Source organism: Nocardia sp. 852002-51101_SCH5132738 (genome assembly GCF_001665695.1).
In the GTDB taxonomy this organism is placed as follows: Bacteria; Actinomycetota; Actinomycetes; order Mycobacteriales; family Mycobacteriaceae; genus Nocardia; species Nocardia nova.
The window spans coordinates 109,032-134,052 of the sequence record NZ_LZML01000217.1 but is presented as its reverse complement, the minus strand read 5'-3'; the positions used below and the strand labels follow the sequence as shown (position 1 = coordinate 134,052).

Annotated in this window: 24 protein-coding genes and 2 pseudogenes; 9 read left to right on the top strand and 17 right to left on the bottom strand. The window is 68.5% G+C overall.

Features of this window, described 5'->3' with window-relative positions; translation table 11 throughout:
- The first annotated feature begins 29 nt into the window (after nt 1–29).
- The 5 genes from A5789_RS34865 to A5789_RS34845 all read left to right on the top strand — a co-directional run bounded on the left by A5789_RS34865 (nt 30) and on the right by A5789_RS34845 (nt 7,922).
- The gene (locus A5789_RS34865; protein WP_064903949.1) at nt 30–1,823 is read left to right on the top strand and encodes a 1-deoxy-D-xylulose-5-phosphate synthase; all 1,794 of its coding nucleotides are present in this window, start codon (nt 30–32) and stop codon (nt 1,821–1,823) included.
- A complete protein-coding gene (ispG, locus tag A5789_RS34860; protein ID WP_064903947.1) occupies nt 1,820–2,938 on the top strand; it encodes a flavodoxin-dependent (E)-4-hydroxy-3-methylbut-2-enyl-diphosphate synthase in 1,119 nt (372 codons plus the stop codon). The genes A5789_RS34865 and ispG overlap by 4 nt, the downstream gene beginning before the upstream one ends.
- A gap of 92 nt (nt 2,939–3,030) precedes the next feature.
- Nucleotides 3,031–5,259, top strand: coding sequence for an iron uptake transporter permease EfeU (gene efeU / locus A5789_RS38710; protein WP_155525843.1), 2,229 nt, complete (start codon nt 3,031–3,033; stop codon nt 5,257–5,259).
- 36 nt (nt 5,260–5,295) lie between these two features.
- Nucleotides 5,296–6,531: an iron uptake transporter deferrochelatase/peroxidase subunit gene (gene efeB / locus A5789_RS34850; protein ID WP_064903945.1), complete on the top strand. Its 1,236-nt coding sequence runs from the start codon at nt 5,296–5,298 to the stop codon at nt 6,529–6,531.
- Between the two features lie 59 nt (nt 6,532–6,590).
- The gene (locus A5789_RS34845; protein ID WP_064903943.1) at nt 6,591–7,922 is read left to right on the top strand and encodes an MFS transporter; all 1,332 of its coding nucleotides are present in this window, start codon (nt 6,591–6,593) and stop codon (nt 7,920–7,922) included.
- On the opposite strand, the gene rlmN is transcribed toward A5789_RS34845, so the two are convergent.
- The gene (rlmN, locus tag A5789_RS34840) at nt 7,919–9,028 is read right to left on the bottom strand and encodes a 23S rRNA (adenine(2503)-C(2))-methyltransferase RlmN (protein ID WP_063014965.1); all 1,110 of its coding nucleotides are present in this window, start codon (nt 9,026–9,028) and stop codon (nt 7,919–7,921) included. The two genes, A5789_RS34845 and rlmN, sit on opposite strands and share 4 nt — an antisense overlap.
- Before the next feature lie 135 nt (nt 9,029–9,163).
- On the opposite strand from rlmN, the gene A5789_RS34835 reads away from it, so the two are divergent.
- Nucleotides 9,164–9,511, top strand: a complete 348-nt coding sequence (locus A5789_RS34835) for a lipopolysaccharide assembly LapA domain-containing protein (protein WP_063014967.1) — start codon at nt 9,164–9,166, stop codon at nt 9,509–9,511.
- Between the two features lie 18 nt (nt 9,512–9,529).
- Here A5789_RS34835 and A5789_RS34830 read toward each other — a convergent pair whose 3' ends face one another.
- From A5789_RS34830 to pyrH, 3 genes are all read right to left on the bottom strand, one after another.
- Nucleotides 9,530–10,417: a phosphatidate cytidylyltransferase gene (locus A5789_RS34830; RefSeq protein ID WP_064904027.1), complete on the bottom strand. Its 888-nt coding sequence runs from the start codon at nt 10,415–10,417 to the stop codon at nt 9,530–9,532.
- A gap of 103 nt (nt 10,418–10,520) precedes the next feature.
- Complete coding sequence (gene frr, locus A5789_RS34825) at nt 10,521–11,078, bottom strand: ribosome recycling factor (RefSeq protein WP_064904025.1); 558 nt, start codon at nt 11,076–11,078, stop codon at nt 10,521–10,523.
- Nucleotides 11,079–11,141: 63 nt separating this feature from the next.
- Nucleotides 11,142–11,876, bottom strand: coding sequence for a UMP kinase (gene pyrH / locus A5789_RS34820; protein ID WP_030513088.1), 735 nt, complete (start codon nt 11,874–11,876; stop codon nt 11,142–11,144).
- Between the two features lie 57 nt (nt 11,877–11,933).
- On the opposite strand from pyrH, the gene A5789_RS37140 reads away from it, so the two are divergent.
- Nucleotides 11,934–12,404, top strand: a complete 471-nt coding sequence (locus A5789_RS37140) for a hypothetical protein (protein ID WP_146100924.1) — start codon at nt 11,934–11,936, stop codon at nt 12,402–12,404.
- Between the two features lie 60 nt (nt 12,405–12,464).
- On the opposite strand, the gene tsf is transcribed toward A5789_RS37140, so the two are convergent.
- The 4 genes and pseudogenes from tsf to A5789_RS38705 all read right to left on the bottom strand — a co-directional run.
- Entirely contained in the window at nt 12,465–13,289 is an 825-nt protein-coding gene (gene tsf / locus A5789_RS34810) for a translation elongation factor Ts (RefSeq protein WP_064903941.1), read from the bottom strand.
- 123 nt (nt 13,290–13,412) lie between these two features.
- Nucleotides 13,413–14,291 carry a 30S ribosomal protein S2 gene (rpsB, locus tag A5789_RS34805; protein WP_036503641.1) on the bottom strand — a complete coding sequence of 293 codons (879 nt, stop codon included), beginning with the start codon at nt 14,289–14,291 and terminating at the stop codon, nt 13,413–13,415.
- A gap of 270 nt (nt 14,292–14,561) precedes the next feature.
- Nucleotides 14,562–14,927 carry a DUF202 domain-containing protein gene (locus tag A5789_RS34800; RefSeq protein ID WP_064903939.1) on the bottom strand — a complete coding sequence of 122 codons (366 nt, stop codon included), beginning with the start codon at nt 14,925–14,927 and terminating at the stop codon, nt 14,562–14,564.
- Nucleotides 14,924–15,244 (bottom strand): annotated as a pseudogene (locus A5789_RS38705) (YidH family protein); the annotation flags it as partial. The pseudogene A5789_RS38705 and the gene A5789_RS34800, both read right to left, overlap by 4 nt.
- A gap of 524 nt (nt 15,245–15,768) precedes the next feature.
- Between A5789_RS38705 and A5789_RS37135 the strand changes: the two are divergent.
- Nucleotides 15,769–16,221: pseudogene (locus tag A5789_RS37135) on the top strand (M23 family metallopeptidase); the annotation flags it as partial.
- Nucleotides 16,222–16,272: 51 nt separating this feature from the next.
- Here A5789_RS37135 and A5789_RS37130 read toward each other — a convergent pair.
- On the bottom strand, nt 16,273–17,040 hold the full coding sequence (locus tag A5789_RS37130) for a siderophore-interacting protein (protein WP_064903935.1): 768 nt from the start codon (nt 17,038–17,040) through the stop codon (nt 16,273–16,275).
- A 149-nt stretch (nt 17,041–17,189) separates the two neighbouring features.
- On the opposite strand from A5789_RS37130, the gene A5789_RS34775 reads away from it, so the two are divergent.
- Nucleotides 17,190–17,702 (top strand): DUF1990 family protein, encoded by a 513-nt coding sequence (locus A5789_RS34775; protein ID WP_064903933.1) that lies wholly within the window; start codon nt 17,190–17,192, stop codon nt 17,700–17,702.
- Between the two features lie 212 nt (nt 17,703–17,914).
- Here A5789_RS34775 and A5789_RS34770 read toward each other — a convergent pair whose 3' ends face one another.
- The 8 genes from A5789_RS34770 to rplS form a co-directional block, all read right to left on the bottom strand.
- Nucleotides 17,915–18,838, bottom strand: coding sequence for a tyrosine recombinase XerC (locus tag A5789_RS34770; protein WP_064903931.1), 924 nt, complete (start codon nt 18,836–18,838; stop codon nt 17,915–17,917).
- Nucleotides 18,839–18,942: 104 nt separating this feature from the next.
- Nucleotides 18,943–20,079 (bottom strand): DNA-processing protein DprA, encoded by a 1,137-nt coding sequence (gene dprA, locus A5789_RS34765; RefSeq protein WP_064904023.1) that lies wholly within the window; start codon nt 20,077–20,079, stop codon nt 18,943–18,945.
- 337 nt (nt 20,080–20,416) lie between these two features.
- A complete protein-coding gene (locus A5789_RS34760; RefSeq protein ID WP_064903929.1) occupies nt 20,417–21,925 on the bottom strand; it encodes a YifB family Mg chelatase-like AAA ATPase in 1,509 nt (502 codons plus the stop codon).
- Nucleotides 21,925–22,281: a YraN family protein gene (locus tag A5789_RS34755; RefSeq protein ID WP_063018385.1), complete on the bottom strand. Its 357-nt coding sequence runs from the start codon at nt 22,279–22,281 to the stop codon at nt 21,925–21,927. The genes A5789_RS34760 and A5789_RS34755 overlap by 1 nt, the downstream gene beginning before the upstream one ends.
- 145 nt (nt 22,282–22,426) lie before the next feature.
- Nucleotides 22,427–22,732, bottom strand: a complete 306-nt coding sequence (locus A5789_RS34750) for a DUF2469 domain-containing protein (protein WP_011210678.1) — start codon at nt 22,730–22,732, stop codon at nt 22,427–22,429.
- A 70-nt stretch (nt 22,733–22,802) separates the two neighbouring features.
- Nucleotides 22,803–23,504, bottom strand: a complete 702-nt coding sequence (locus A5789_RS34745) for a ribonuclease HII (RefSeq protein ID WP_255401827.1) — start codon at nt 23,502–23,504, stop codon at nt 22,803–22,805.
- Between the two features lie 111 nt (nt 23,505–23,615).
- Complete coding sequence (gene lepB, locus A5789_RS34740; protein WP_169812472.1) at nt 23,616–24,452, bottom strand: signal peptidase I; 837 nt, start codon at nt 24,450–24,452, stop codon at nt 23,616–23,618.
- Nucleotides 24,453–24,596: 144 nt separating this feature from the next.
- Nucleotides 24,597–24,938, bottom strand: a complete 342-nt coding sequence (rplS, locus tag A5789_RS34735) for a 50S ribosomal protein L19 (RefSeq protein WP_030513071.1) — start codon at nt 24,936–24,938, stop codon at nt 24,597–24,599.
- Nucleotides 24,939–25,021 lie beyond the last annotated feature (83 nt).

Sequence of the window (25,021 nt, the reverse complement as noted above, 5' to 3'; positions counted from 1 at the left end):
GAATTCCCACACCGGAAGGTGAGCCACGCATGAAACCCTCGCCGCGCGGGCCGGACCCGCTCGCCGCCCTCACCGGACCCGACGCACTGGCCGCGTTGTCCGACGACGAACTGCCCGCGCTGGCGCAGCAGTTACGCGATCGCCTCGTCGAAACCGTCACCGGAACCGGCGGGCATCTCGGCGCCAGTCTGGGGACGGTGGAGCTGACCATCGCGCTGCATCGCGTCTTCCGTTCGCCCACCGATGTTCTCGTCTTCGACACCGGACATCAGAGTTATGCGCACAAGTTGCTCACCGGGCGATCGCACACCTTCGACACACTGCGGCAGGCGGGTGGGATCGCGGGGTATCCGAACCGCACCGAATCCGCGCACGACTGGGTGGAGAATTCCCACGCCTCGGTCAGCCTGGCGTGGGCCGACGGCATCGCCAAGGCCTTCCAGCTGCGCGGCGAACACGAGCGCCGGGTGGTGGCGGTGATCGGCGACGGCGCGCTGACCGGCGGTGTGGCCTGGGAAGGCCTGAACAATCTGGGCGCGGGCGGGCGCCCGGTCGTGGTGGTGCTCAACGACAACGGGCGCTCCTACGATCCGACCGTCGGCGCGCTGGCCGGGCATCTCACCGGACTGCGCGACGGCGACACCGTCTCCGGAAATCTGTTCGACGCCTTGGGTTTCACCTATCTGGGCCCGGTGGACGGCCACGACATCGGCGCACTGTGCACGGCCCTGCACAAGGCCGCCGAACTGGCCAAACCGGTTGTCGTGCACGCGGTGACGGTGAAAGGCCGCGGCTTCGGCCCGGCCGAGGCGGACGAGGCCGACCGCATGCACGCGTGCGGGGTGATCGATCCGGTCACCGGTGTGCCGCGCAAACAGCCCGCCCCCACCTGGACCGATATCGTCGAATCGGAACTGGCCGCCATCGCCCGCGACCATCCGGAGGTGATCGCCATGACCGCGGCGATGCGCTTGCCCACCGGACTCGGCGAATTCTCCCGCAGCGCACCGGAGCGGGTGTTCGATTCCGGTATCGCCGAACAACACCTGCTGGCCTCCGCCGCGGGCTTGGCGGCAGCCGGTATGCATCCGGTGGTGGCGGTGTACTCGACCTTCCTCAACCGCGCGATCGATCAGGTACTGCTCGATATCGCGCTGCACGAACTGCCGGTCACACTGGCCTTGGACCGCGCCGGCGTCACCGGTCCGGACGGCCCCAGCCATCACGGGATGTGGGATCTGGCGCTGCTCACCTGCGTACCGGGGATGCGGATCGCGTGCCCACGCGATCCCGGCCGGGTCCGCGCACTCCTGCGCGAAGCCGTGGCCACGGCCGGGCCCACCACCGTGCGTTACCCGAAAGCCACTGCCGGAGAGAATATTTCGCCGATGGCACGGATGGACGGGATGGACATTCTGTACCGCGGGCCGCGCAGTCCGCTCGATATTCTGCTGGTGGCGGTCGGTCCGATGGCCGGGCCGTGCCTGCGCGCGGCGGAACTACTGGCCGACAGCGGTTTCGGCGCCACCGTCATCGACCCGCGCTGGGTGTGGCCGATCAATCCGGGGCTACCGGCGATCGCGGCACGGCATCGGCTCACCGTCTGTGTGGAAGACGGTATCGCCGCCGGCGGGATCGGCTCCCATCTGGTCCACGCGATTTCCCGCGACCCCGACGCCGCCCCTGTTCGCGCGCTCGGCCTGCCCACCGCATTCATCCCCCACGCCTCCCGCGACAGCATCCTGGCCGAGTACGGACTGACCGGCGAGGGCATCGCCGCGGCTTGCGCGGAATGGTTACCCGCGACCGAGAGGATCCGATGACCGCCGTATTCCTGTCCGAGCCCGCGGCTCCGACGCTGCGACCGCGCCGGGAGAGCCGGCGCATCCAGGTCGGCTCGGTGCCGGTGGGCGGCGGCGCACCCATCTCGGTGCAGTCGATGACCACCACCGTCACCGCCGATGTCGAGGCGACGCTGCGCCAGATCGCCGAATTGACCGCTGCCGGTTGCGATCTCGTCCGCGTGGCGGTGCCCACCCAGGACGACTGCGCGGCACTGCCGACGATCGCCCGCCGCTCGGCCATCCCGGTGATCGCCGACATCCACTTCAATCCACGCTACGTCTTCGGCGCCATCGATGCCGGTTGTGCCGGAGTGCGGGTGAATCCGGGTAATATCCGCACCTTCGACGACAAGGTCCGCGAGATCGCCGCCGCGGCGAGTGCGGCGGGGGTGCCGATCCGCATCGGCGTCAACGCAGGTTCCCTCGATCGGCGCATCCTGGACCGGCACGGCGGTCGCGCCACGGCCGCCGCACTGGTCGAATCGGCGCTGTGGGAGGCGAGGCTGTTCGAGGAGCACGGTTTCGCCGAGCTGAAGATCTCGGTGAAACACAACGATCCGCTGACGATGATCCAGGCCTACCGGCTGCTCGCCCAGCGCTGCGACTATCCGCTGCATCTCGGGGTCACCGAGGCGGGTCCGCCGCTGCAGGGCACCGCGAAATCGGCCACCGCGTTCGGGATCCTGCTGTCCGAGGGGATCGGCGACACGATCCGCGTCTCGCTGTCCGCGCCGCCGGTCGAGGAGGTCAAGGTCGGTCACCACATCCTGGCCGGGCTCGGGCTGCGCCCCCGCACCCTCGACATCGTGTCCTGCCCGACCTGCGGCCGCTGCCAGGTCGACGTCTTCGAGCTCACGAAGAAGGTCGAGGCGGCCTTCCGGGATTTCCCGGCGCCGCTGCGCGTCGCGGTGATGGGCTGCATCGTCAACGGTCCAGGCGAGTCGCGGGAAGCCGATATCGGGGTTTCGGCGGGCAATCACAAGGGTCAGATCTTCGTCCGCGGCGAGGTGGTGCGGACGGTACCGGAATCGATGATCGTGGAGGCGCTGCTCGAGGAAGCGCTGGCACTGGTCGAGGAAGCGCCGGAGGGATAGCCTCGGCAAATCCGGACATTACGCGCATACCACCCCATCTACGGTAACGGTTACTCGCTACAGGCATGCAGGATTGGACCTGTGGTATAGGTATGCCTTACCTTTGGACGGTGAGCTGGGCCGAGGCTGTACCGAATCTACTGATCTGCCTGCGGGAGGGCCTCGAGGCGGGCCTCGTGGTGACGATCCTGCTGGCTGCCGTGCGCAAAACATCGACCCCCCAGCGCCCGGTCTCCTCGACCCCGGTCTGGCTCGGCCTGCTCGGCGCGGTATCGGTGGCGGCCAGCTTCGCGGCGGTGCTCACCTATTCGACGAGCGTGCTCTCCAACTCCGGCCAGGAAATCGTCGGCGGCACCCTGAGTGTGATCGCGGTCGCCCTGGTGACGGCCATGGTCTTCTGGATGCGGCGCACCGCCGCGTCGCTGTCGGGCCAGCTTCGCGGTGAGGTCGCCCGCGCCACGGCGATCGGCGCGGGAGCGCTGGCCATCACGGCCTTCATGGCCGTCGGGCGCGAAGGCCTGGAATCGACGCTGTTCGTGTGGACCGCGGTGAAGGCCTCCGGCACCACCGTCGCGCCGCTGATCGGCGCCGCACTCGGGTTCACGGCCGCGGTGGTGCTGTGCTGGCTGCTGTATCGGCAGTCGGTGAAGCTCAACCTCGGCGTGTTCTTCAACCGCACCGCGCTCGCACTGATCGTGATCGCCGCCGGCGTGCTGTCCTACGGTCTCGGCGATCTGCAGGACGCCGGAATTCTGCCCGGCCGCCACTGGGTCGCGTTCGACCTGTCGGCGCATATCGACCCCAACTCCTGGTGGGTCTCGATCATCACCGGCATCACCGAACTGACGCCGCGGATGACCGTGTTGCAGGTCGTGGCGTGGGTGGTCTACCTGGCGGTGGTGATCCCGCTGTTCGTCCGAGCGGGCCGCCAGGCGCCCGCGAAGGCCCCGGCGAAGGCGGCGCAGCCGGCGGCCGCGGCGCCCGTGACGGCTACCGCCGCGGCGAGTGGCGGGGGCGCCACACCGGCCACCGGGGCGACCGGCCAGGGTCCGCGAAACACAGCGTCGGCGCCTCCCCCGGCGGCAGCGACAACGTCGGCATCGGCTCCGGCCGACTCCGAGCACACGCCCGACTGGTGGGAGCGGGTCGCCGGACCTCGACCCTTGCTGGTCGGTGCGGTGCTGGTGGTGGTTCCCGCGGTGGCCGCCGGGGTGGCGATCGCGCTGCTGCCGTCGAGCGGCTCGGGTAAGGCGCAGGCGGTGTCGGTCACCGACAGTTCGTGCGCCTCGGAATGGAAGTCCGGGCGGGCCGGGACGCAGACATTCGAGGTGCAGAACAAGACGTCCAAGGCCGGGGAGATCAACCTGGTCAACTCCGGCGGCGCGGTCGTCGGCGAGATCGAGACGATCGGCCCGGCCACGACCGCCAATCTGACGGCGACCTTGAGCAGCGGCAGCTACACCATGCAATGCCTGATGTCCGGCAAACCGGTGACTTCATCGGCGGCAGTGCAGGTCAGCGGTGAGGCGGGCGAGACCCCGCCGGCCGTCAAACGCGTCACCGAGGACGATCTGCGCGGGCCCAACGACGCCTATCAGGCGTATGCCGCCGGCGTGCTGACCCGGCTCTCCGGCGCCGTCACCGCCATCGGCAACGATCTGCGCGGCGGTAATATCGCTGCGGCACAAGCGGATTGGCTGAACGCCCAGCTGGAATGGGAACGGGTCGGCGCCTCCTACAACAGCTTCGGTGACGCCGGCACCGCGGTCTCGGGTCTGCCCGACGGCCTGCCGGGTGGGGTGAACGATCCCGGATTCACCGGTCTGCACCGGCTGGAGTACGGCCTGTGGCACGGCCAGCGGCCGGATCAGCTGCTGCCGGTGGTCGATCGGCTCGGTGGCGATATCACGAACATCCGCAAGAATCTCGGCAGCGACGACCTCGCCGGCGATCCGAAAAAACTCCCGCTGCGCGGGCACGAGATTCTGGAAGACGCCCTGCGCGACCATATTTCGGGCATCGACGACCAAGGCGCGGGCGCCGCGTATCCGATGACGCTCGCCGACATCGACGTGACTCGCGCGGTCCTCGATCAGCTCGGCCCGCTGATCGACCCGCGGGCGCCGCAGCTGCGCGCCACCCTGCGCACCCGTCTCGACGACTTGCAGGCCGCCCTGCTCGCCACCCAGGACCACGGGCACTGGCAGTCGCCCGACCGGACCCCGCCGGCCGCCCGGCAAGCCGTCAACGCGCGCCTCGGCGCCGCCCTCGAGGAACTCGCCAAGGTGCCGCGATTGCTCGAAGTGCCGATCTCCCACTGACATGCCGAACCACCGACCGACCAGTAAGGCTTCACGATGAACGTCAGCCGCCGCCGCTTCCTCTCCGGCGCCGCCGCCGGTGCCGCCGGAACCGCGCTGACCGCGGGCATCCTCGCCGAGGGCGCCCGCAAGGACGCCGACGCCGCCACCGTGGGCACCCCGAAGGCCGAGGCGAGCTACCCCTTCCACGGTGAACACCAGTCCGGCATCCTCACCCCGGGCCCGTCGGCGAAACAGAATGCCGCCTGCTTCGCCGCCTTCGACGTCACCACCACCCACCGCACGGAACTGGTGGAGGCGATGAAAACCCTCACCGCACGCGCCCGCTTCCTCACCGCCGGCGGCGCCCCGACCGACCTCGGGCTCGGCCAGCCTCCCTCCGACAGCGCGGTGCTCGGGCCGGAGGTCATCGCCGACGGGCTCACCGTCACCACCGGTGTGGGCGCGAGCCTGTTCGACGGCCGCTTCGGGCTGGCCGCGGCCAAACCCGCCAAACTCACGCCGATGCGGACCTTCCCCAACGACACCCCGGATCCGGTCTGGATGCACGGCGACCTGCTGATCCAGCTGTGCGCGCATCACCCCGACACCGTCCATCACGCGCTGCGCGACATCACCCGCCAGACCCGCGGCGCACTGCAGCTGCGCTGGAAGATCGACGGCTACAACTCCCCGCCGCGCCCCTCCGGCACCGGCCGGAACCTGCTGGGCTTCAAGGACGGAACGGCCAACCCCACCGGCGCCGACGCCGAATCGCTCATCTGGACCGACGGCGGCGGCGAACCCGAGTGGACCCGCGGCGGCACCTATCAGGTGGTCCGGCTGATCCGCATGCTCGTCGAATTCTGGGACCGGGTCTCGATCAACGAGCAGGAGAACATGTTCGGACGCCGACGCGACTCCGGCGCCCCGCTCGACGGCAATCAGGAATTCGACACCCCCGACTACGCCGCCGACCCCGAGGGTTCGGTCATCCCCCTGGATTCCCATATCCGGCTGGCCAATCCGCGCACTCCGGAAACCGCCCGTCAGCAGCTGGTCCGCCGTTCCTACAACTACGACCTCGGCGTGGAGCGCAACGGCAACATGGCCTCGGGCCACATCTTCACCTGCTTCCAGCAGGACGTCGCCCGCCAGTTCGAGGCCATCCAGACCCGGCTGATCAACGAACCTCTCACCGACTACGTCCAGCCCTTCGGCGGCGGCTACTTCTTCGCCCTGCCGGGGGTGCGTGACGAGAAGGATTGGTACGCACGGGCTTTGCTGAGCTGAGCGGTGAGCGCGCCCGCGAACCCGATTTGACTGGCCGGCCGCGAATGCGCAGAGTACGGATGATGATCGCCCCTGCCGACGTCGCCACCGCGACCGTACGCAAGGTGACGATTCGGCTGGTGCCGTTTCTGTGCCTGCTGTACTTCGTCAATTACCTGGATCGGGTGAACGTGGGTTTCGCCGGGCCCAGTGGGATGAAGACCGACCTCGGCATGTCGGAGACCGCATTCGGATTCGCCTCGGGCATCTTCTTTCTCGGCTATCTCGTGCTGGAAGTGCCGAGCAATCTGGCGCTGCACCGGTTCGGTGCGCGGCGCTGGATCGCCCGCATCATGCTCACCTGGGGCATCGTCGCCACCGCGATGACGTTCGTGCCCAACGAGACGGTCCTCATCGTGCTGCGCTTTCTGCTGGGCGTGGCGGAGGCCGGATTCTTCCCGGGCATTCTGCTGTATCTGACCTTCTGGTTTCCCCAGCGCTACCGGGCCCGTATCGTCGCCCTGTTCATGACCGCGGTGCCACTGTCGACCGCTCTGGGATCCACACTGTCGAGCCTGCTCATCGAGTACGGGGACAACGTCTTCGGGCTCAGCGGCTGGCGGTTCATGTTCCTCGTGCAGGGCCTGCCGGCCTTGCTGCTGGCGGTGGTGACCTGGTTCTACCTCACCGATCGGCCGGAGCAGGCCCGCTGGTTGTCGGCCGAGGAAAGGAACTGGCTGGCAACCGAACTCACGGCGGAGCAGCGCTCGGTTCAGCGCACCGAACACTGGACGGTGCGCCGATCTCTGACCCATCCGCGCATACTCGGACTGGCCGCGATCTACGCGGGCATCGTCTACGGGCTCTACGCCCTCGGCTTCTTCCTGCCCACCATCGTGGCCGGATTCCAGCAGCAGTACGGGACCCACTACTCGGTGGTGCAGCGTGGCCTGATCACCGCTGTGCCCTATGTGATCGGCGCGGTCGCGATGGTGTGGTGGGGCCGCCACGGCGATCGCACCGGCGAACGCCGCCGGCACGTCGCCCTGCCCGCGATCATCGGCGGCCTCGCCATTCCGGTCGCGTTGTACCTGGACAATCCGTTCGCGGCGATGTCCGCGGTCACCGTCTGCGCCGTCGGTGTGCTCGCCGCGCTGCCCACCTTCTGGGCCCTGCCGAGCGCATTCCTGTCCGGAGCCGCCGCGGCCGGCGGGATCGCCCTGATCAATTCGCTCGGCAACGTCAGCGGGTTCGCGGCGCCGTATCTCACCGGCTGGCTGGCCGACCTGACGGGAACCCAGCGCGCGGGGCTGTGGGTGGTGGGGGCATCGATGGTGCTCGCGGGTCTCGGTGTGTTCGCCCTGCGATCCGGAAGCGGCGCTACCGGCTCGACCGACAGCGCACCGAGTTAACCCTCGGCCGCCAATTGCCCGCAGGCCGCGGCGATCTCCTGCCCCCGGGTATCGCGCACCGTGCAGGGCACACCCTGTGCCTCCACTCGCCGCACGAATTCCCGCTCGACGGGTTTCGGCGACGCGTCCCATTTGGAGCCCGGCGTCGGGTTGAGCGGGATGAGGTTGACGTGGACGCGGGAGCCGAGTGCCTTGTGCAGTTTCGAGCCCAGCATGTCGGCGCGCCACGGCTGGTCGTTGATATCGCGGATCAGGGCGTATTCGACCGAGACCCGACGGCCGGTCTTGTCGGCGTAATACCGTGCGGCGTCGAGTACTTCGGCGACCGACCAGCGATTGTTGACCGGCACCAACGTATCTCGCAATTCGTCGTCCGGTGTGTGCAGGGAGACGGCCAGCGTCACCGACAGGCCCTCGTCGGCCAGTTTGCGGATCGCGGGGGCCAGGCCGACGGTCGACACGACCACGTTGCGCTGCGAGATACCCAGGCCGTCCGGGGCGGGCGCGGTGATTCGCCGGACCGCCGCCACCACGCGCTTGTAGTTGGCGAGCGGCTCACCCATCCCCATGAACACGATGTTCGACAGCCGGCCGACACCGCCGGCCACCTCGCCGTCACGCAACGCCGCGGCGGCCGCGCGCACCTGGTCGACGATTTCGGCGGTCGATAGATTGCGATTCAGTCCGCCCTGGCCGGTCGCGCAGAACGGGCAGGCCATACCGCAGCCGGCCTGACTGGAGATACACAGCGTGTTGCGGTCGGGATAGCGCATCAGCACGCTCTCGAGCAGCGTGCCGTCGCCTGCGCGCCACAGGGTCTTGCGGGTGGTTCCCTCGTCGCACACCACTTGCCGCACCTCGCTGAGCAGCGGCGGGAACAGCGCCTCCGCGATCTTCTCCCGCATCGGCTCGGGCAGATCGGTCATCTGCCGCGGGTCGGCCTGCAACCGCGCGTAGTACTGCCGGGCGATCTGATCGGCCCGGAACTTCGGCAGTCCGAGCTCCTCCACCGCCTGCCGCCGCTGGGCCGAATCGAGGTCGGCGAGATGCCGCGGCGGCATTCCACGGCGCGGGGCATCGAAAACGAGCGGCAGGGAGGTAGTCATAACCCTTCCAGTGTCGCATTGCCGGTACCGGCCCGCCGCCTGCGGGCAGGGATAACCCGATCACAGTTACGGCGCGGCCGAACGGGTATTCCGGAGATACGCATATCCGCCATAGCGATCGGGAATGATCGAAATATGACCAGCGACGCAGTACCGAGCCCCGGACCGGATCCGGTCCCGCACACCGATCCCCCGCGCGTCGACACTCCGCCCTCGACCGCACCCGTCCGGCGCAACCGAGCCCTGAAAACCCGCGCGGGCTACACCTGGGTGGCGCTGGTGGCGGCGGCGGTCATCGGGGTGCTGCTGTTGATCTTCATCCTGCAGAACCTCGATCAGGTTCGGATCCACCTGTTCTTCTGGCAGTTCAACCTGCCGCTCGGCGTCACGCTGCTGCTGTCGGTGATCGCCGGAGCGCTGGTGATGGCGCTGGCCGGTGGCTGGCGGATCATGCAGTTGCGGCGCGCGGCGAAGCGGCGCTGAACCCGGAGCGGCGGGATCTCAGAGCAGGGCGGTCAGCACCAGCCAGGAGACGAACGCCGAGGGCAGCATCGAGTCGAGGCGATCCATGATGCCGCCGTGTCCGGGCAGCAGCGTGCCCATGTCCTTGATGCCCAGCTCGCGCTTGATCTGCGATTCGATCAGATCCCCGCAGGTCGCCACGAGCACGACCGCGATGCCCAGCAGCACGCCGATCATCGAATTGGCCTGCAGCAGCAGCGTCACCGTGAGCAGTCCGCCGATGATGCAGAACACCAGCGAGCCGGCGAAACCCTCCCAGGACTTCTTCGGGCTGATGGCCGGCACCATCGGATGGCGGCCGAACAGCACCCCGGCCACGTAACCGCCGACATCGGAGCAGACCACCAGGATCATGAAGGTCAGCACCCGGAGATTGCCGTCGTCCTGTTGCAGCATCAACACCGCGAACGAGGCCAGCAGCGGGATCCAGGACACCACGAATACCGTGATCGCGGTGTCGCGCAGGAAGTTTCGCGGCGTGGCCGACAAGCCGTGGTCGAACAGCCGCCAGACCATGCACACCAGCGCGGTCGCCGCGAACGCACCCGCCACGCCCTGGGGGCCGTAGGGCCAGGCAAGCCAGATCATCGCCTGCCCGCCGACGATCAGCGGCACCCGCGGCACCAGGACATCGGCCTCGCGCAGCCGCTTGGCGACCTCCCAGGTGGCGATCGCCATCGCGACCGCGATGACTCCGATCAGAACCTTCGGAACGAACAGCAGGATCGCGATCAGCGATGCGCCGAGGCCGACACCGACCGCCAGCGCGGCCGGTAAGTTGCGACCGGCGCGTGAGGGCTTACCGCTCGGCTGCGCCGAGGGCGTGTCGGGAGCCGGTGTTGCACCGGCCGGGTCGCTCACCGGCATCGTCTCGCCGGCTGCGGCGTCTTCGGCCACGATTGTCCCGTCGCTCACTTATTCGTCCACTCCGTCCCCGGGCCCGTGCCGCATCGTCGCGCCGGGCCGAGTCTCACACCTCGAGCAGTTCCGATTCCTTGTGCTTGACCAGCTCGTCGATCTGGGCAACGTACTTCTGGGTGGTCTTGTCCAGTTCCTTCTCGGCGCGACCGACCTCGTCCTCACCGGCCTCGCCGTCCTTCTGGATGCGGCTCAGCTCATCCATCGACTTGCGCCGCACATTGCGAATGGCGATCTTGGCGTCCTCACCCTTGGATTTCGCCTGCTTCACCAATTCCCGCCGACGCTCCTCGGTCAGCTGCGGAATCACCACGCGAATGATCGTGCCGTCGTTGGTCGGATTCACGCCCAGATCCGAATTGCGGATCGCGGTCTCGATCGTCTGCAACTGCCCCTGCTCGTAGGGCTTGATGACGACCATGCGCGGTTCGGGCACGGTGATGCTGGCCATCTGGGTGATCGGCGTCGGCGAGCCGTAGTACTCGACCACGACCCGGTTGAACATGCCCGGGTTGGCGCGGCCGGTCCGAATACCTCCGAGGTCGTCCTTCGCCACCGAGACAGCCTTTTCCATCTTCTCCTCGGCGTCGAAGAGCGCTTCATCAATCACGACCGTTTCCTCCACAGCATCGTTTCGGGGCCCGGAATTCGCGAGGACCGATCCCCGCAGGGTTCAGGACCGAACCAGTGTGCCGATTTTCTCACCGGCCACCGCGCGGGCGATATTGCCCTTGATCAACAAATTGAACACCAGCATCGGCATCTGGTTGTCCATACACAAACTGAACGCGGTCGCGTCGGCCACCTTGAGTCCGCGCTCGAGGACTTCCTTGTGGGTGATCTCGGAGAACATGATCGCCTCCGCCTCGACCTTGGGGTCGGCGGTGAAGACGCCGTCGACGGCCTTGGCCATCAGCACCACCTCGGCGCCGATCTCGAGCGCGCGCTGCGCCGCGGTGGTGTCGGTGGAGAAGTACGGCATGCCCATACCGGCCCCGAAGATCACCACGCGGCCCTTCTCGAGGTGCCGCTTCGCCCGCAGGGGCAGATACGGCTCCGCGACCTGTCCCATGGTGATGGCCGTCTGCACCCGGGTGTCGACACCCTGCTTCTGCAGAAAGTCTTGCAGCGCAAGGCTGTTCATCACGGTGCCGAGCATACCCATGTAATCGGAGCGGGCCCGCTCCATGCCGCGCTCCTCGAGTTCGGCGCCGCGGAAGAAGTTACCGCCACCGATGACCACCGCCACCTGCACGCCGGTCGAGACGACCTCGGCGATCTGCTCGGCTACGGTCTGGACCACATCCGGGTCGAGCCCGACCTCGCCGCCGCCGAACATCTCCCCACCCAATTTGAGGAGTACTCGGCGATAGCCCTTGCGGTCGGGCGCCGTATCCGGGTCCGTCATCGGTCTCCTAGTCCTCGGCAGTCGAGCGAGCGCACGCACGGGAAATTACCCTCCCGGGTGCGATTGTTCGCGCGGGACGGTAACACGCTGCGTCCATCCTGCACCACGCGAGGTCGCGCCGGTGAGCCGACCCTCGAATACGCCGCCATTCCCGGATCCCACTACGAAACGTTGTTGTTTCAAATAAGGTGCGGCCGCATGAAGCTCACTCGCCGGACGGTTCACTTTCTCTGCGCCGCAGCGTTGCTCGGCGCCGCACCCCTCGCCGTCATCTCTCCCGCCACGGCGGCGGTCGTTCCGCTGACACCGGAGGCCACGGCAGCGCCGGACAACCCCGGTTCTGCGACGCCGACCAGTTTCACCGAACCGATCCCGACCGGCAGCACCGCGGCGGCGTTCGGCAGCGTGGACAACAGCACGCCGATCATCAGCCTGCTCCCCGTCATACCGCTCCTGGCGAACTGGGCCATCACCGGGAGCAGCGACTGCATCATGCCGGGAACGGGCCACTGCGGCACCGGTGGCTGATCGATACCGAAAGGCCCCCGGCGCAACGGAATTGGTCGCGCCGGGGGCCTTTGCGGTGTATCAGGCCTGACCGACCTCGAAGCGGGCGAAGCGGGTGACGGTGACACCGGCCTCGTCCAGCAGCTGCTTGACGGTCTTCTTGCTGTCGGTGACCGACGACTGCTCCAGCAGGACGACGTCCTTGTAGAAGCCGTTCACCCGGCCCTCGACGATCTTCGGCAGCGCGGCCTCCGGCTTGCCCTCTTCCTTGGCGGTCGCCTCGGCGATCTCGCGCTCCTTGGCGACGACCTCGGCCGGGACCTCCTCGCGGGTCAGGTACTTGGCCTTCAGCGCGGCGATCTGCATCGCGGCGGCGCGAGCGACCTCGGCGGCGGCGTCGCCCTCACCCTGGTACTCGACGAGCACGCCGACGGCCGGCGGCAGGTCCGAGGACCGCTTGTGCAGGTAGGTCGCGACCGGGCCCTCGAAGGACACGACGCGACGCAGCTCGAGCTTCTCGCCGATCTTGGCGGCCAGCTCCTGCACCACCTGGTCGGCGGTCTTGCCGTTGACGTCGACGGCCTTGAGCGCCTCCAGATCGGCCGGGCGCACCTTGGCGGCGGCGTCGACGATGTCGCCGGCGGTGTTCTGGAACTCGTCGTTCTTGGCGACGAAGTCGGTCTCGGAGTTGAGCTCGATCATCACGCCGTTCTGCGCGGCGACCAGACCCTCGGCCGTGGCGCGCTCGGCGCGCTTGCCGACATCCTTGGCGCCCTTGATCCGCAGAACCTCGACGGCTTTATCGAAGTCGCCGTCGGTCTCCTCCAGGGCCTTCTTGCAGTCCATCATTCCGGAGCCGGTGAGCTCGCGGAGCCGCTTCACATCCTGGGCGGTGTAGTTCGCCATCGTGGCGAGCCTCCTCGAAGATTTACGAAAGTTGTCAAGTCTCTTAGCACCACCATGCCGACCGCTTCCGAACAGGAAGGGCCGGCAAGGTGAACAGACAATCGCGGTGGGAACCGCGCCGGATCAGAAGTCGGCCGGGGTCTTGGTGGCCGGCTCTTCCTTCAGCTCCGCCTCGGCGGCGGTCTCGGCCGGAGCCTCGGCGGCAGCCTCGCCGCCCTCGGCGGCCGGGGTCGCCTGCGCCAGCAGTTCCTGCTCCCACTCGGCGAGCGGCTCGCCGGCGCCGGCTTCGGGCTTCACATCGCCCGAGGCGCGGGAGGCACGGGCCTGCACGCCCTCGGCGACCGCGGAAGCGACGACCTTGGTGAGCAGCGCGGCCGAGCGGATCGCGTCGTCGTTACCCGGAATCGGGTAGTCGACCAGGTCGGGGTCGCAGTTGGTGTCCAGGATCGCGATGACCGGGATGTTCAGCTTGCGAGCCTCACCGACGGCGATGTGCTCCTTGTTGGTGTCGACGACCCAGATGGCCGAGGGCACCTTGGCCATATCGCGGATACCGCCGAGGGTGCGCTCCAGCTTGTTCTTCTCGCGGGTCAGCATCAAGATTTCCTTCTTGGTGCGGCCCTCGAAACCACCGGTCTGCTCCATCGCCTCGAGTTCCTTCAGGCGCTGCAGCCGCTTGTGCACGGTGGAGAAGTTGGTGAGCATGCCACCCAGCCAGCGCTGGTTGACGTAGGGCATCCCGACGCGAGTCGCCTCGGCCGCGATCGACTCCTGAGCCTGCTTCTTGGTGCCGACGAAGAGAACGGTGCCACCGTGGGCGACGGTCTCCTTGACGAACTCGTAGGCCTTGTCGATGTAGGTCAGCGTCTGCTGCAGGTCGATGATGTAGATGCCGTTGCGGTCGGTGAAGATGAACCGCTTCATCTTCGGGTTCCACCGCCGGGTCTGGTGACCGAAGTGTGCGCCGCTGTCGAGCAGCTGCTTCATGGTTACGACAGCCATAGCCGCGTATCCGCCTTTCCTGTGCCGGTTGACGCAGAAACCGAGGGTCGGTCTCTGCCCTGGCGTCCGTGGCCGCCGGACCTTCCGGAAGAATTTTCGGGAGGACCAGCCGACGGCACCGTGATCGGACGCGCGAAGTCGATCCGCGTACAGCGAACCGCGTGGCCAGTCTACGACCAGCGCAGGTGAGAACATAAACGGGGTGGTCAGCGCCCGGTTTCGCGGGCGGGCTCAGCGGACGCCGGGCAACCCGCCGATCCGCAGATCAGCTCACAGTCGCCAACCGGGCATCGACTCCAGCAACGCCACGACGAGCGCAGCAAGCGCCACAACGCAGATCGCCACGCTCGTCGTCGACATCGCGAACCGTCCGTCGCTCCAGCTTCCCCACGCGTGAGTGTGCAGGGTCCGGCTGCGCACTACGCAGACGGTGGCCACCACCCCCAGCGCACCGATCGCCACCAGCGCTAGCACGAGGGCCGCACGGTCGCCGCTGGTCAAGGCCACGTGCAGGAACAGCAGCGCGTTGGCCATGGCCCCCACGGCGGTGCGCCACCACGACAACGCCGTCCGCTCGGCCTGCAAACCGCGATCGGCCGCCACGGCGGGCGGGCGCTCCGGCGGGATCGAGGTCATGACAGCAGCAGTCCGATGCCGGCCAGCACGGCGATCACGGCGATACCGATCGCCAGAATCGGCACCATCACCGTGTGCGGGAGCGGACGGCCCTCCCGCATCGCCGCCCCCACCATCCGCCAGCGACCGAGGGCGCCGAGTGCGATCACGGCCGCCAGCACGATGCAGCTGATCGCCAGCGCCGATCGGATGTCGTGATGCCCGAACGGCTGCACCAACTCGTGCACCGCGACCCCACCGGCGAGCAGGCCGAGGGCGGTGCGGATCCAGGCCAGGAAGGTGCGTTCACCGGCGAGGGTGAAGCGATAGTCGAGTTCGGGGCCCTCCGTCGCGTCGGACGCAGCCGGTTCGCCGCCGGTGTCCGTGCCCGCGCGGGCGGAGCGGGGCCCGGGGGGCGCCGACGATGCGGCGGCGGGCGCGCCGGGCGGGTTCGAGTCCGCGGTGCGCGGGTCCGGCGGTGTGGCCGGGGCGGAGTCGGGCGTCTCGGCGCTCATGATCCGAACCACCGGCGAACGCGGTCCACGGAGGAGACGGCGGCCGGGCGGCCGCCGGTCATGCACGGGCCGATCACCCGTCTGCCGAACGAAACAGCATGCGCCGCGGAGGTTCTCGGGACGGCCGTGACCGATTCGGCGGAATCACGACACGCGACCATCGACTGCACCTTCCTCGGGCGAGTCCGGCGGGCTCGAGCGACCACCGCGGCGTCCCACCGGGAACGCGCCCTGTTCACATGCTTGCGAGTTGTCCACACACGCCGAGACCGATCTTTCCATGCCCGTCGGTTGCGGCGAGGGTGGGACGCATGCGCTGGTTGTCGAGATTTCTTCCGGGAGTGGTGATGATGGCCGTGAGCTGCGGCGGTGCGAGCGCGTCCGCCACGCCCCCGGCCGGATTCGGCTGGCCGCTGCAGCCGCGACCGGCGGTCGTGCGCGGCTTCGACAAACCGCCGCACGACTGGCTACCGGGCCACCGCGGAGTGGATCTCGCCGGCGCCGACGGGCAGCCGGTACTCGCCGCCGGTGCCGGAATCGTCGTCTTCGCGGGTGAGGTGGGTGGCAAACCGGTCGTCTCGGTCGACCATCCGGGCGGACTGCGCACGACCTACGAGCCGGTGCGAGCGGGCGTGCCGGTCGGTCGCCGGGTCGAGCGCGGGGCGGTCCTGGGGACGCTGCAATCCGGACATGCCGGTTGTCCCGGCGTCTGTCTGCATTGGGGTCTGCGGCGTGGCCGTGACTATCTCGACCCGCTCGGCCTGGTGCGCCACGCTCCCGTGCGCCTGAAACCGGTGCGACCGCCGGCGCCCTCGGAGGCCCGCCGAGGTCCGGCAGAGGCCCGCGCCGATCTAGCGAACAGCCTCGGCGGCGGATTCCTCTTCGGACAGTTCACGTTTCCACTGCCGGAAGCCCTCCTCGGTGCGCCCGCGTCGCCAGTATCCGGAGATCGAGGCCCAATCGGCCGGCACCCCGCGCTCGGTGCGGACGTAGCGCCGCAGATCGTGCATGACCTTGTCGGCCTCGCCGTGGATGAAGACGTGCACGCGGCCTTCGCGCCAGGGCTCGGCACGGACCGCGGCGGCCAGCGCTTCGCCGGGGGTGCGATCCCCACGATGTACCCACGCGAGTTCGACCGCCGCGGGGCGCGGGAAATCCAATTCGTCCGTGGGACCGGCGATTTCGACGAATACCCGGCCGAGGGCGTCGGACGGCAGGGCGGCACACGCCGCGGCGATGGCGGGCAGAGCCGCCTCGTCACCGGCCAGCAGATGCCAATCCGCCTCCGGCTTGGGGGAATACGCACCGCCCGGCCCGAAGAGTTCGATGCGGTCGCCCGGTCGAGCCGCGGCCGCCCACGGACCGGCGACCCCCTCGTCACCGTGGTAGACGAAATCGATCGCGATCTCCTCGGCCTCGGGGTCGACGGCGCTCACGGTGTAGGTGCGCGTCGTCTCACCGTCCGGGCCGGGGAACAGCAGTTTGACGTAGGCGTCGGTGAATCCGTTGGGATGGAAACCGGTGAAACCCGGGCCGCCCAGATACACCCGGATCATGTGGTCGGTCAGGCGTCGCGTGCGCCTGACCTCGAAGGACAGTTTGGTGCGAGTACGAGCCACAGTGCGATACCTCCGATATTAGGGTTACCTAAGGAAGCGTAGCACGACTTATCTCCGATAGCTCGAAGTATATCGTCGATAATGTCGAGAGGACGATCTCGCTTCGATGCGCCATGTCGCGGCACTGCGCTGCGGGTAAGGATGGTGTTATGGCGAATTCCCCGGCCGCCGAGCCGTTCACCTATCCGGAAGTCGGAGCGACCGCCGGAGAATTCCCACCCGGCTATCACCACTTCCGGCTGCGCCGTCGCATCGGCAGCGGACGGGCGCTGTTCGAATCCGCCGGCGATCAGATCCTGGCCTACCGCATGCAGCGCGGCACCGGCATTTTCGAACACGCCGATACCCCGGCCGCCGAACCGGGAACAGCTCTGACGGTGCGCCTGGGTATCGCCGGCATCGGCATCACGGCGCCCTGCCGGGTGATCTACGTCGTCGACGAGCCGACCCGCCGCGGCTTCGCCTACGGCACCCTGCCGGGCCACCCGGAAATCGGCGAGGAACTCTTCGCGGTGGAATACGACCCCGCCGACGAGGCGGTCTACGGCGTCGTGGCCGCCTTCTCGCGGCCCGCCGCCTGGTACACGAAACTCGGCGGCCCTGTGGTCCGTGCGGTGCAGCACTTCATCGCGGGCCGCTACATCGACGCCATCCGGCCGTAGACGACTTCCGTTGTCGGCCTCGGCGGGCATGCGCGGCGATTGTCGGATCGGCGATAAGGTCGTCCCATCGGCGTGCGACATCGCAGTATCTTGCACGACAACGTGTTCCAGCCCGGCAGCTCAGCGGAACACGGCCACCCTGCGGTCGTGACATGGCCACCCTACGACGAGGCCACGGTCACGCCGCGCCGCTGCCTCGGCGATTCCGCTCCTCAGGCGCGGGGATGGGCTTGGTCGTGCACCCGCTTCAGCCGTTCGATCGAGACGTGGGTGTAGAGCTGGGTGGTCGCCATACTGGCGTGACCGAGCAGTTCCTGGACCACGCGCAGGTCGGCTCCGCCTTCCAGCAGATGGGTCGCGGCGGTGTGGCGCAGGCCGTGCGGACCCATGTCCGGGGCTCCCGATACGGCCGAAACAACCTCGTGGACAACGGTTCTGGCCTGGCGCTGGTTCAGCCGGCGGCCGCGCCGGCCGAGCAGCAGCGCTCGCCCGGATTCGGTGGTGGCCAGGTGCGGGCGCCCGAAGTTCAGCCAATTCTCCAGTGCCCGATCGGCGGGCAGGCCGAACGGCACCGAGCGCTCCTTGTTGCCCTTGCCCAATACCCGCACCAGCCTCCTGCCCCGGTCCACGTCATCGATGTCGAGTCCGCACAGTTCGCTGACCCGGATTCCAGTGGCGTACAACATCTCCACCACGAGCCGATCCCGCAGAGCCATCGGGTCACGCTGCGCCGCACCGGATTCCGCGGCGTTCATGGCCGCATCGGCCTGATCCTTGCCCAGCACGGCGGGCAGCACCCGGTGTGCACGGGCCGAGCCCAGCCGTGGACCGGGATCGGCCGCGAGGCGGCCGGTGTGGGTCAGCCAGGCGGTGAACGTCCGCGCCGCCGAGGCACGCCGCGCCATGGTGGTCCGGGCGGCGCCCCCGGCCGATTGTTCGGCCAGCCACGATCGCAACAGCGGCAGATCGATCTCTCCCACCGCGGCATCGGGCGACCGGGCACACAGATGCTCCAATAGGGATCGCGCATCCCCGAGATAGGCCCGCACCGTGTGCGCGGACCGGTTGCGTCCCAGCAGCAGATGCCGTTCGTACTGCTCGAGCAGATCCACGAGATCGCCCGGTAATCCGTCCATTTCTCCACGTTCACCGGCGCCCGGCCCGCGCGCAAGCCACCGCGCCGACAGCAGTACGGAAGGACCCGCAGATCACCGCGGAGCACGCACGTCGCATTCGCCTTTCACGCCTCCTTTCGCACGGTGCGGAACCAGCCCGAACTGTCCGACCCGACCAGGCCGGCGACCTCGAGGCCAACCAGTGCCGCGCGCACCGCGTGGATGGCGAGGCCGCTCTCGTCGGCGATCTGTTTCGGCAGTCGCGAACCGGCCACCGGCAGTTCGGCGAAGACGGCCGCCTGGTCCCCGGCCAGATCGGCGCCGGCTTCGCTGCTCCCAGGCAGTGACAGTCGCAGCGGTCCGACCTCGTCGTGGATTTCGTCGACACGACTGACGAGAATCGCTTCGCGGTCGCGGATCATCCGGTGGCAGCCGACCGACGCCGCGGCGGTGATCGGCCCCGGCACCGCGAGGGCCGGACGGCCCAGGCGCCGCGCCCATTTCGCGGTATTGCGCGCGCCGCTGCGCATGCCCGCCTCGATCACCAGCACCCCGTCGGACAGGGCGGCGATCAGGCGGTTCCGGGCCAGGAACCGGTGTTTGTGAGCGGCTGCGCCGGGCGGATATTCGCTCACCACCACACCCGTTTCGGCGATCTCGGCCAGGAGGCGTTCGTGCTGAGCGGGATAGGGCCGGTCGATCCCGCAGGCCAGCACGGCGATCGTGTTGCCGCCGACGGCCAGCGCCGCGCGATGCGCCATCCCGTCGATGCCGAAGGCGGCACCGGACACGATCGTCCAGCCGTGCGCGGCCAGTTCGCCCGCGAGTTCGGCGGTGACCTGTTCGCCGTATCCCGAGGAGCAGCGAGCGCCGACCACGGCGATGGCCTGTTCGGTGTACTGCTGCAGCGACAACGGACCGCGGGCCCACAGCACCAGCGGCACCCCGGCGCCGTCGTCGCGGGCCGGGTCGAGTTGCGTCAGGCCCAGCAGGCGCCACTCCGGCCACTCCGGATCGTCCGGCGTGATCACCCGTCCGCCGATGCGCGCCATCAGCTCGAGATCACGCTCGGCACGGTCGATCTCGCGCCGGCGTTCGGTCGGACCGCGCAGCGATGCGGGCAGATCGCATTCCCGCACCGCACGTGCGGCCTCCACCACGCCGACTCGTGCGATGAGCGCCGACAACGCCGGACACGGGCCCTCCACCACACGGGACAGATAGACCCACGCCAGCCGTTGTTCGTCCGCGTCGACGGTCACCAGGGACGCGACGCCACCACCCGAATCGCCGCCCCCGCCGACGCTGTGACCGGTCACCGCCACACCTCCGCGTCGCCACGGACGCGGCCCGCATGTCGCGGGTGGTGTCGCGGAACCGGACAGGCCCGTATCGCGGTCGTGTCGTCGCCCGTCCTGCGAAACACGCTGTGGCTCTCCGCTTGTTCCCGACTCCGAGCGCGCTCGGCGACCACCGTCCCCACGCGGCCCATCGATCGACGGATCATCAATTCCCTCCCTTAACTCCGCATTCGGTCATCCGTACCCACGCCCACGCCCACGCCCACGCGATGGGCGCCGACCGGCAACGCTCGACGCTTCAGGACGCGCCGCGTTGCCGAAAGTTCAACGCCTGCAGCACGTCCTGCGCCGACGGCACTTCTCCCCCGCGTAGGTCGCAGACGGTCCAGGCGACTCGGATCGCCCGGTCCGCACCCCGGGCGGACATCCGGCCCTGACGCAGCGCGCTCTCCACCGGCGCCAGCGCATCCGCCGGCAGCCGGAAGCGCTGGCGCAGCACATGTCCCGGTACCTCAGCGTTGACGGTCCACCCGTACTCGGACCAGCGCCGCGTCGCGGCCCGGCGCGCCAGCTCGACCCGTTCCCGCACGACCACACTGGATTCGGCGTCGGAGGAAGTGAACGTCCCGGCGGCGTGCGCATGCATCTGGACCCAGATGTCGATGCGATCCATGAGCGGGCCTGACAGTTTGCCCAGATACCTGCGGCGGGCCAGCGGTGCACAGATGCAGTCGACGTCGCGGGCCGGAGCGCACGGACACGGATTCGCCGCCAGAATGAGCTGGAATCGCGCCGGGTATCGCGCCACGCCGTCACGACGGGCGATGCGAACCTCGCCCTCCTCCAACGGGGTTCGCAACGCCTCCAGCACCTTGGTGCCGATTTCGGCGCATTCGTCGAGGAAGAGGACGCCGCGATGCGCCCGGCTGACGGCACCCGGCCGTGCGGATCCGGAACCACCGCCCACCATCGCCGATACGGAGGTCGAATGGTGCGGTGCCACGAACGGTGCCGTCGTGATGAGCGGATGATCGTCGGACAGCGTCCCGGCCACCGAATGGATGGCGGTGACCTCCAGCGACTCCGATTCCGTCAACGCCGGCAACAGCCCCGGAAGACGTTGCGCCAACATGGTTTTGCCGATGCCGGGCGGGCCGGTCAGCAACAGATGGTGGCCGCCGGCCGCGGCCACCTCCAATGCCCAGCGAGCCTCGTCCTGTCCGACCACCTCGTTGAGATCGCCGATACTTCGCCGCGGGGCGGTGTAGCTACCGTCCGGCGCCGACAGTTCGCCCTCCCCGCGCAACCAGTCGATCAGCGCGCGCAGTGTCGGCGCCCCGAGCACAGTGACCCCGTCCACCAGCCCGGCCTCACCGAGCACCGACTCGGGCACCACGACGGTCCTGCGACCGGCGGTCCGCGCCGCCAGCACGGCGGGAAGAATGCCCCGCACCCGCCGCACCCGGCCGTCGAGGGCCAGTTCGCCGAGCAGGACCGTACCGGCGAGCTTCGACCCGGGCACCGAATCACCGGCGTGCAGCACGGCCGCTGCCAATGCCAGGTCGTACACGCTGCCGACCTTCGGCAACGTGGCGGGCGACAGGGCGAGAACGACGCGGCCGTCGGGCCACTTCTCCCCCGAGTTCGCGACCGCGGCCCGGACCCGGTCCCGCGATTCCTGCAAGGTGGTGTCCGGGCGCCCGACCAGATGGACCGACGGCAATCCCTGCCCGATATCGGCTTCGATCTCGACGAGTTGTCCGTCCACCCCGGTCACGGCCACCGAATGAGCACGTCCCAGGGCCATCAGAACGCCGCCCGGACGTGCTCTATCCGCGCGTCCCGGCCGGGGAGCAGCAGGACCGACACCACATCGAAGCGGACCCGCCGCCACGGTCCGCTCTGTTCGGCAAGCCACAGCAGCGCGAGCCGGCGAATGCGCTGCTGTTTGGCGAAGGTCACCGACTCGGCCGGTGTGCCGAACCCCAGCCCGGAACGGGTCTTGACCTCGACGAAGGCCGTGGTGTCCGCTTCCCGGGCGATGAGATCCAATTCGCCGTAGCGACACCGCCAATTTCGTTCGACGATCCGCATCCCGGCCCCCTGCAGGAACTGCGCGGCCAGTTCTTCTCCGTGGGCGCCGAGCGCCAGATTGTGTGCCACCTGCTCAGCATGCCGTCGGCGAAACTACGGTCCGCCGGTCTCACCTGCGGAAACAGAAAGCCTGTGGATGAACCCCGGGCTGTGGATCACCAGCCGGGCCGGCGACCGATCTCCCCAGGTCGGGCCCGCTCTCGCTACCTGCGCGCTATTCGGGGAGGCGCAGGTCCGGCTTCTCCAGTTCCTCGATGTTCACGTCCTTGAACGTGATCACGCGGACGTGTTTGACGAAGCGGGCGGGCCGATACATATCCCACACCCACGCATCCGACATCCGCACCTCGAAATACACCTCACCGTCGGCGTTCTGCGGGCGCAACTCGACAGAATTGGCCAGATAGAAGCGGCGTTCGGTCTCGACGACGTACGAAAATTGACCGACGATGTCCTTGTACTCGCGATACAGCGAGAGTTCCATCTCGGTTTCGTACTTCTCGAGGTCCTCGGCGCTCATGCCTCGCTCCGCTCGCTCATCGGGTGGAATATCCTCCTCTATCGCCACGAACGCGTGTAGCGTGCTCACATCATCCCGCATGGGCGGTATCGGCAGCCACCCGCCCGGTCTCCGCGGCCTCGGTGCCCCGGACATTGCGCCACGACCGGCGGTGTTCGTCACTGGGCCCGAGCCGCTCCAGCGCGGCCAGATGCTCGGGCGTGTTGTAGCCCTTGTGCGCGGCGAAGCCGTATCCGGGCAGGTCACGGTCCATCGCGACCATGATGCGGTCGCGCGTCACCTTGGCGAGGATGCTGGCCGCGGCGATACAGGCCGCCGCCGCGTCACCACCGATCACCGGCAGCGACGGGACGCTGATACCCGGCACCCGGAAGCCGTCGGTGAGTACATAGCCGGGCCGCACCTCCAGACCCGCCACCGCCCGGCGCATGCCCTCGATATTGGCGACATGGATGCCGATCGCGTCGATCTCCCACGCGGGAATCACCACGACCTTCCAAGCCAGCGCCCGGCGCACGATCACCGGATACAGCTGCTCGCGCACGGCCTCGGTCAGCTTCTTCGAATCGTCCAGTCCCGCAAGGGAATCGTAGGCCTTGGGCGCGAGCAGACAGGCCGCGACCACGAGCGGACCGGCGCAGCACCCCCGGCCCGCCTCGTCGACACCCGCGACCGGACCGAGACCACTGCGGATCAGCGCCGCTTCCAGCGTGCGCAGGCCACCGGCTCGCCGCATCACCACTCGCGGCGGCCAGTCTCCTGTGCGAACCACCGGCCGGATGATCTTGCCGCCCTTACCGTTGCGCGTCGTGCGTCGCGATGTGTCCGCCACTGCACCTACCGTTCGACTATCCCGTGACTCGATTATCTCGCGCCGCGCGCCTCAGTTCGTCTGCGGATTCTGTGACCGGACCGGGCCGATCCGGCTCGGCGGCCAGATCTTGAACACCGCCTTACCGCGCACTGCGTCGACCGGCACGGTGCCGGAGTACTCGTCGTCGACATGGGCGCGCGAGTCCGCGGATTCGTTGCGGTTGTCGCCCATCACCCACAGATTGCCCTCGGGCACCTTCACCGGGCCGAATTCGCGGCCGCGCGGGTCGATCGACAGCCCGCCGGCCACCTTGGTCGCATAGGCCAGCCCCGGCTGATAGGGGTAGATGTAGTGCGCGTACGGCTCGTCGAGCGGTTTACCGTCGACCATCACCCGGCCCTGCGCATCGCAGCACTGCACGGTCTGACCGCCGGTCGCGATCACGCGCTTGACCAAGTCGTTCTCATCCGGCGGCACCAGTCCGAAGAACGAGAAGAAGTTCTGCACGCCGCGCACGACGACATTGCTGGAGCGGTTGGAGTGGTAGGACTTGTTCCACGAACCGCTCGGGCCGACGAATACCACGACGTCGCCGGGCTTGGGATCACCGAAGTCGTAGCTCAGCTTCTCGACATAGATCCGGTCGCCCGTGCAGCCGGTGCAGCCGTGCAGCGTCGGTTCCATCGACTGTGACGGGATCACATACGGCCGGCCGATGAAATTCACCACCAGCGCCGCGATCACGGCGGCGATGACGATCAGGATCGGCAGTTCCTGCCAGAAGGGCCGCTGCTTCCGCTTGCGCCTGCCGCGCCGACTGCGCGATGCGGACTCGTCTTTGCGTTCGCCACCGGCACGTTTGTCATCGGCTCCGGGCACCGCCACCGACTCGCTTTCGTCTGCCACGCCGAACAGGTTATCCCGCAGCCATGTTCGTCGTCGCCCCGGCGCACCCTGCGTGCCGAGAAGGCGGGCATATCCCGGCCGGTAAAAGGAAAACCCCCGGTCGCGAGGACCGGGGGCGGGCGTGAACGGGCAGAGCCCTGATGTTCAGCGCTTCTCCTTGATCTTGGCGGCCTTGCCGCGCAGATCGCGCAGGTAGTACAGCTTGGCCCGGCGGACGTCACCGCGGGTCACCACATCGATGTGGTCGATGTTGGGGCTGTGTACCGGGAAGGTGCGCTCGACACCCACGCCGAACGACACCTTGCGCACGGTGAAGGTCTCGCGGATGCCGCCGCCCTGGCGGCGGATGACCGCACCCTTGAAGACCTGGATGCGCTCCTTGTTACCTTCGATAACCTTCACGTGCACGTTCACCGTGTCACCCGGGCGGAAGTCCGGGATATCGGTGCGCAGCGACTTTTCGTCGACGAAGTCGAGGGTGTTCATTTCCGTCCTTTGGAAGTTCGCGTGAACAGAGGAACCTGGCGGCAACTGCTCGGCCGGTTCGTGCTCCGGATATTGGGCGGTGC

Coding starts and splice junctions, on each gene's coding strand:
- A5789_RS34865 (WP_064903949.1), top strand. CDS start 30: ATGAAACCCTCGCCGCGCGGGCCGGACCCGCTCGCCGCCCTCACCGGA.
- ispG (WP_064903947.1), top strand. CDS start 1,820: ATGACCGCCGTATTCCTGTCCGAGCCCGCGGCTCCGACGCTGCGACCG.
- efeU (WP_155525843.1), top strand. CDS start 3,031: ATGCCTTACCTTTGGACGGTGAGCTGGGCCGAGGCTGTACCGAATCTA.
- efeB (WP_064903945.1), top strand. CDS start 5,296: ATGAACGTCAGCCGCCGCCGCTTCCTCTCCGGCGCCGCCGCCGGTGCC.
- A5789_RS34845 (WP_064903943.1), top strand. CDS start 6,591: ATGATGATCGCCCCTGCCGACGTCGCCACCGCGACCGTACGCAAGGTG.
- rlmN (WP_063014965.1), bottom strand. CDS start 9,028: ATGACTACCTCCCTGCCGCTCGTTTTCGATGCCCCGCGCCGTGGAATG.
- A5789_RS34835 (WP_063014967.1), top strand. CDS start 9,164: ATGACCAGCGACGCAGTACCGAGCCCCGGACCGGATCCGGTCCCGCAC.
- A5789_RS34830 (WP_064904027.1), bottom strand. CDS start 10,417: ATGCCGGTGAGCGACCCGGCCGGTGCAACACCGGCTCCCGACACGCCC.
- pyrH (WP_030513088.1), bottom strand. CDS start 11,876: ATGACGGACCCGGATACGGCGCCCGACCGCAAGGGCTATCGCCGAGTA.
- tsf (WP_064903941.1), bottom strand. CDS start 13,289: ATGGCGAACTACACCGCCCAGGATGTGAAGCGGCTCCGCGAGCTCACC.
- rpsB (WP_036503641.1), bottom strand. CDS start 14,291: ATGGCTGTCGTAACCATGAAGCAGCTGCTCGACAGCGGCGCACACTTC.
- A5789_RS34800 (WP_064903939.1), bottom strand. CDS start 14,927: ATGACCTCGATCCCGCCGGAGCGCCCGCCCGCCGTGGCGGCCGATCGC.
- A5789_RS34775 (WP_064903933.1), top strand. CDS start 17,190: ATGGCGAATTCCCCGGCCGCCGAGCCGTTCACCTATCCGGAAGTCGGA.
- A5789_RS34770 (WP_064903931.1), bottom strand. CDS start 18,838: ATGGACGGATTACCGGGCGATCTCGTGGATCTGCTCGAGCAGTACGAA.
- A5789_RS34760 (WP_064903929.1), bottom strand. CDS start 21,925: ATGGCCCTGGGACGTGCTCATTCGGTGGCCGTGACCGGGGTGGACGGA.
- A5789_RS34750 (WP_011210678.1), bottom strand. CDS start 22,732: ATGAGCGCCGAGGACCTCGAGAAGTACGAAACCGAGATGGAACTCTCG.
- rplS (WP_030513071.1), bottom strand. CDS start 24,938: ATGAACACCCTCGACTTCGTCGACGAAAAGTCGCTGCGCACCGATATC.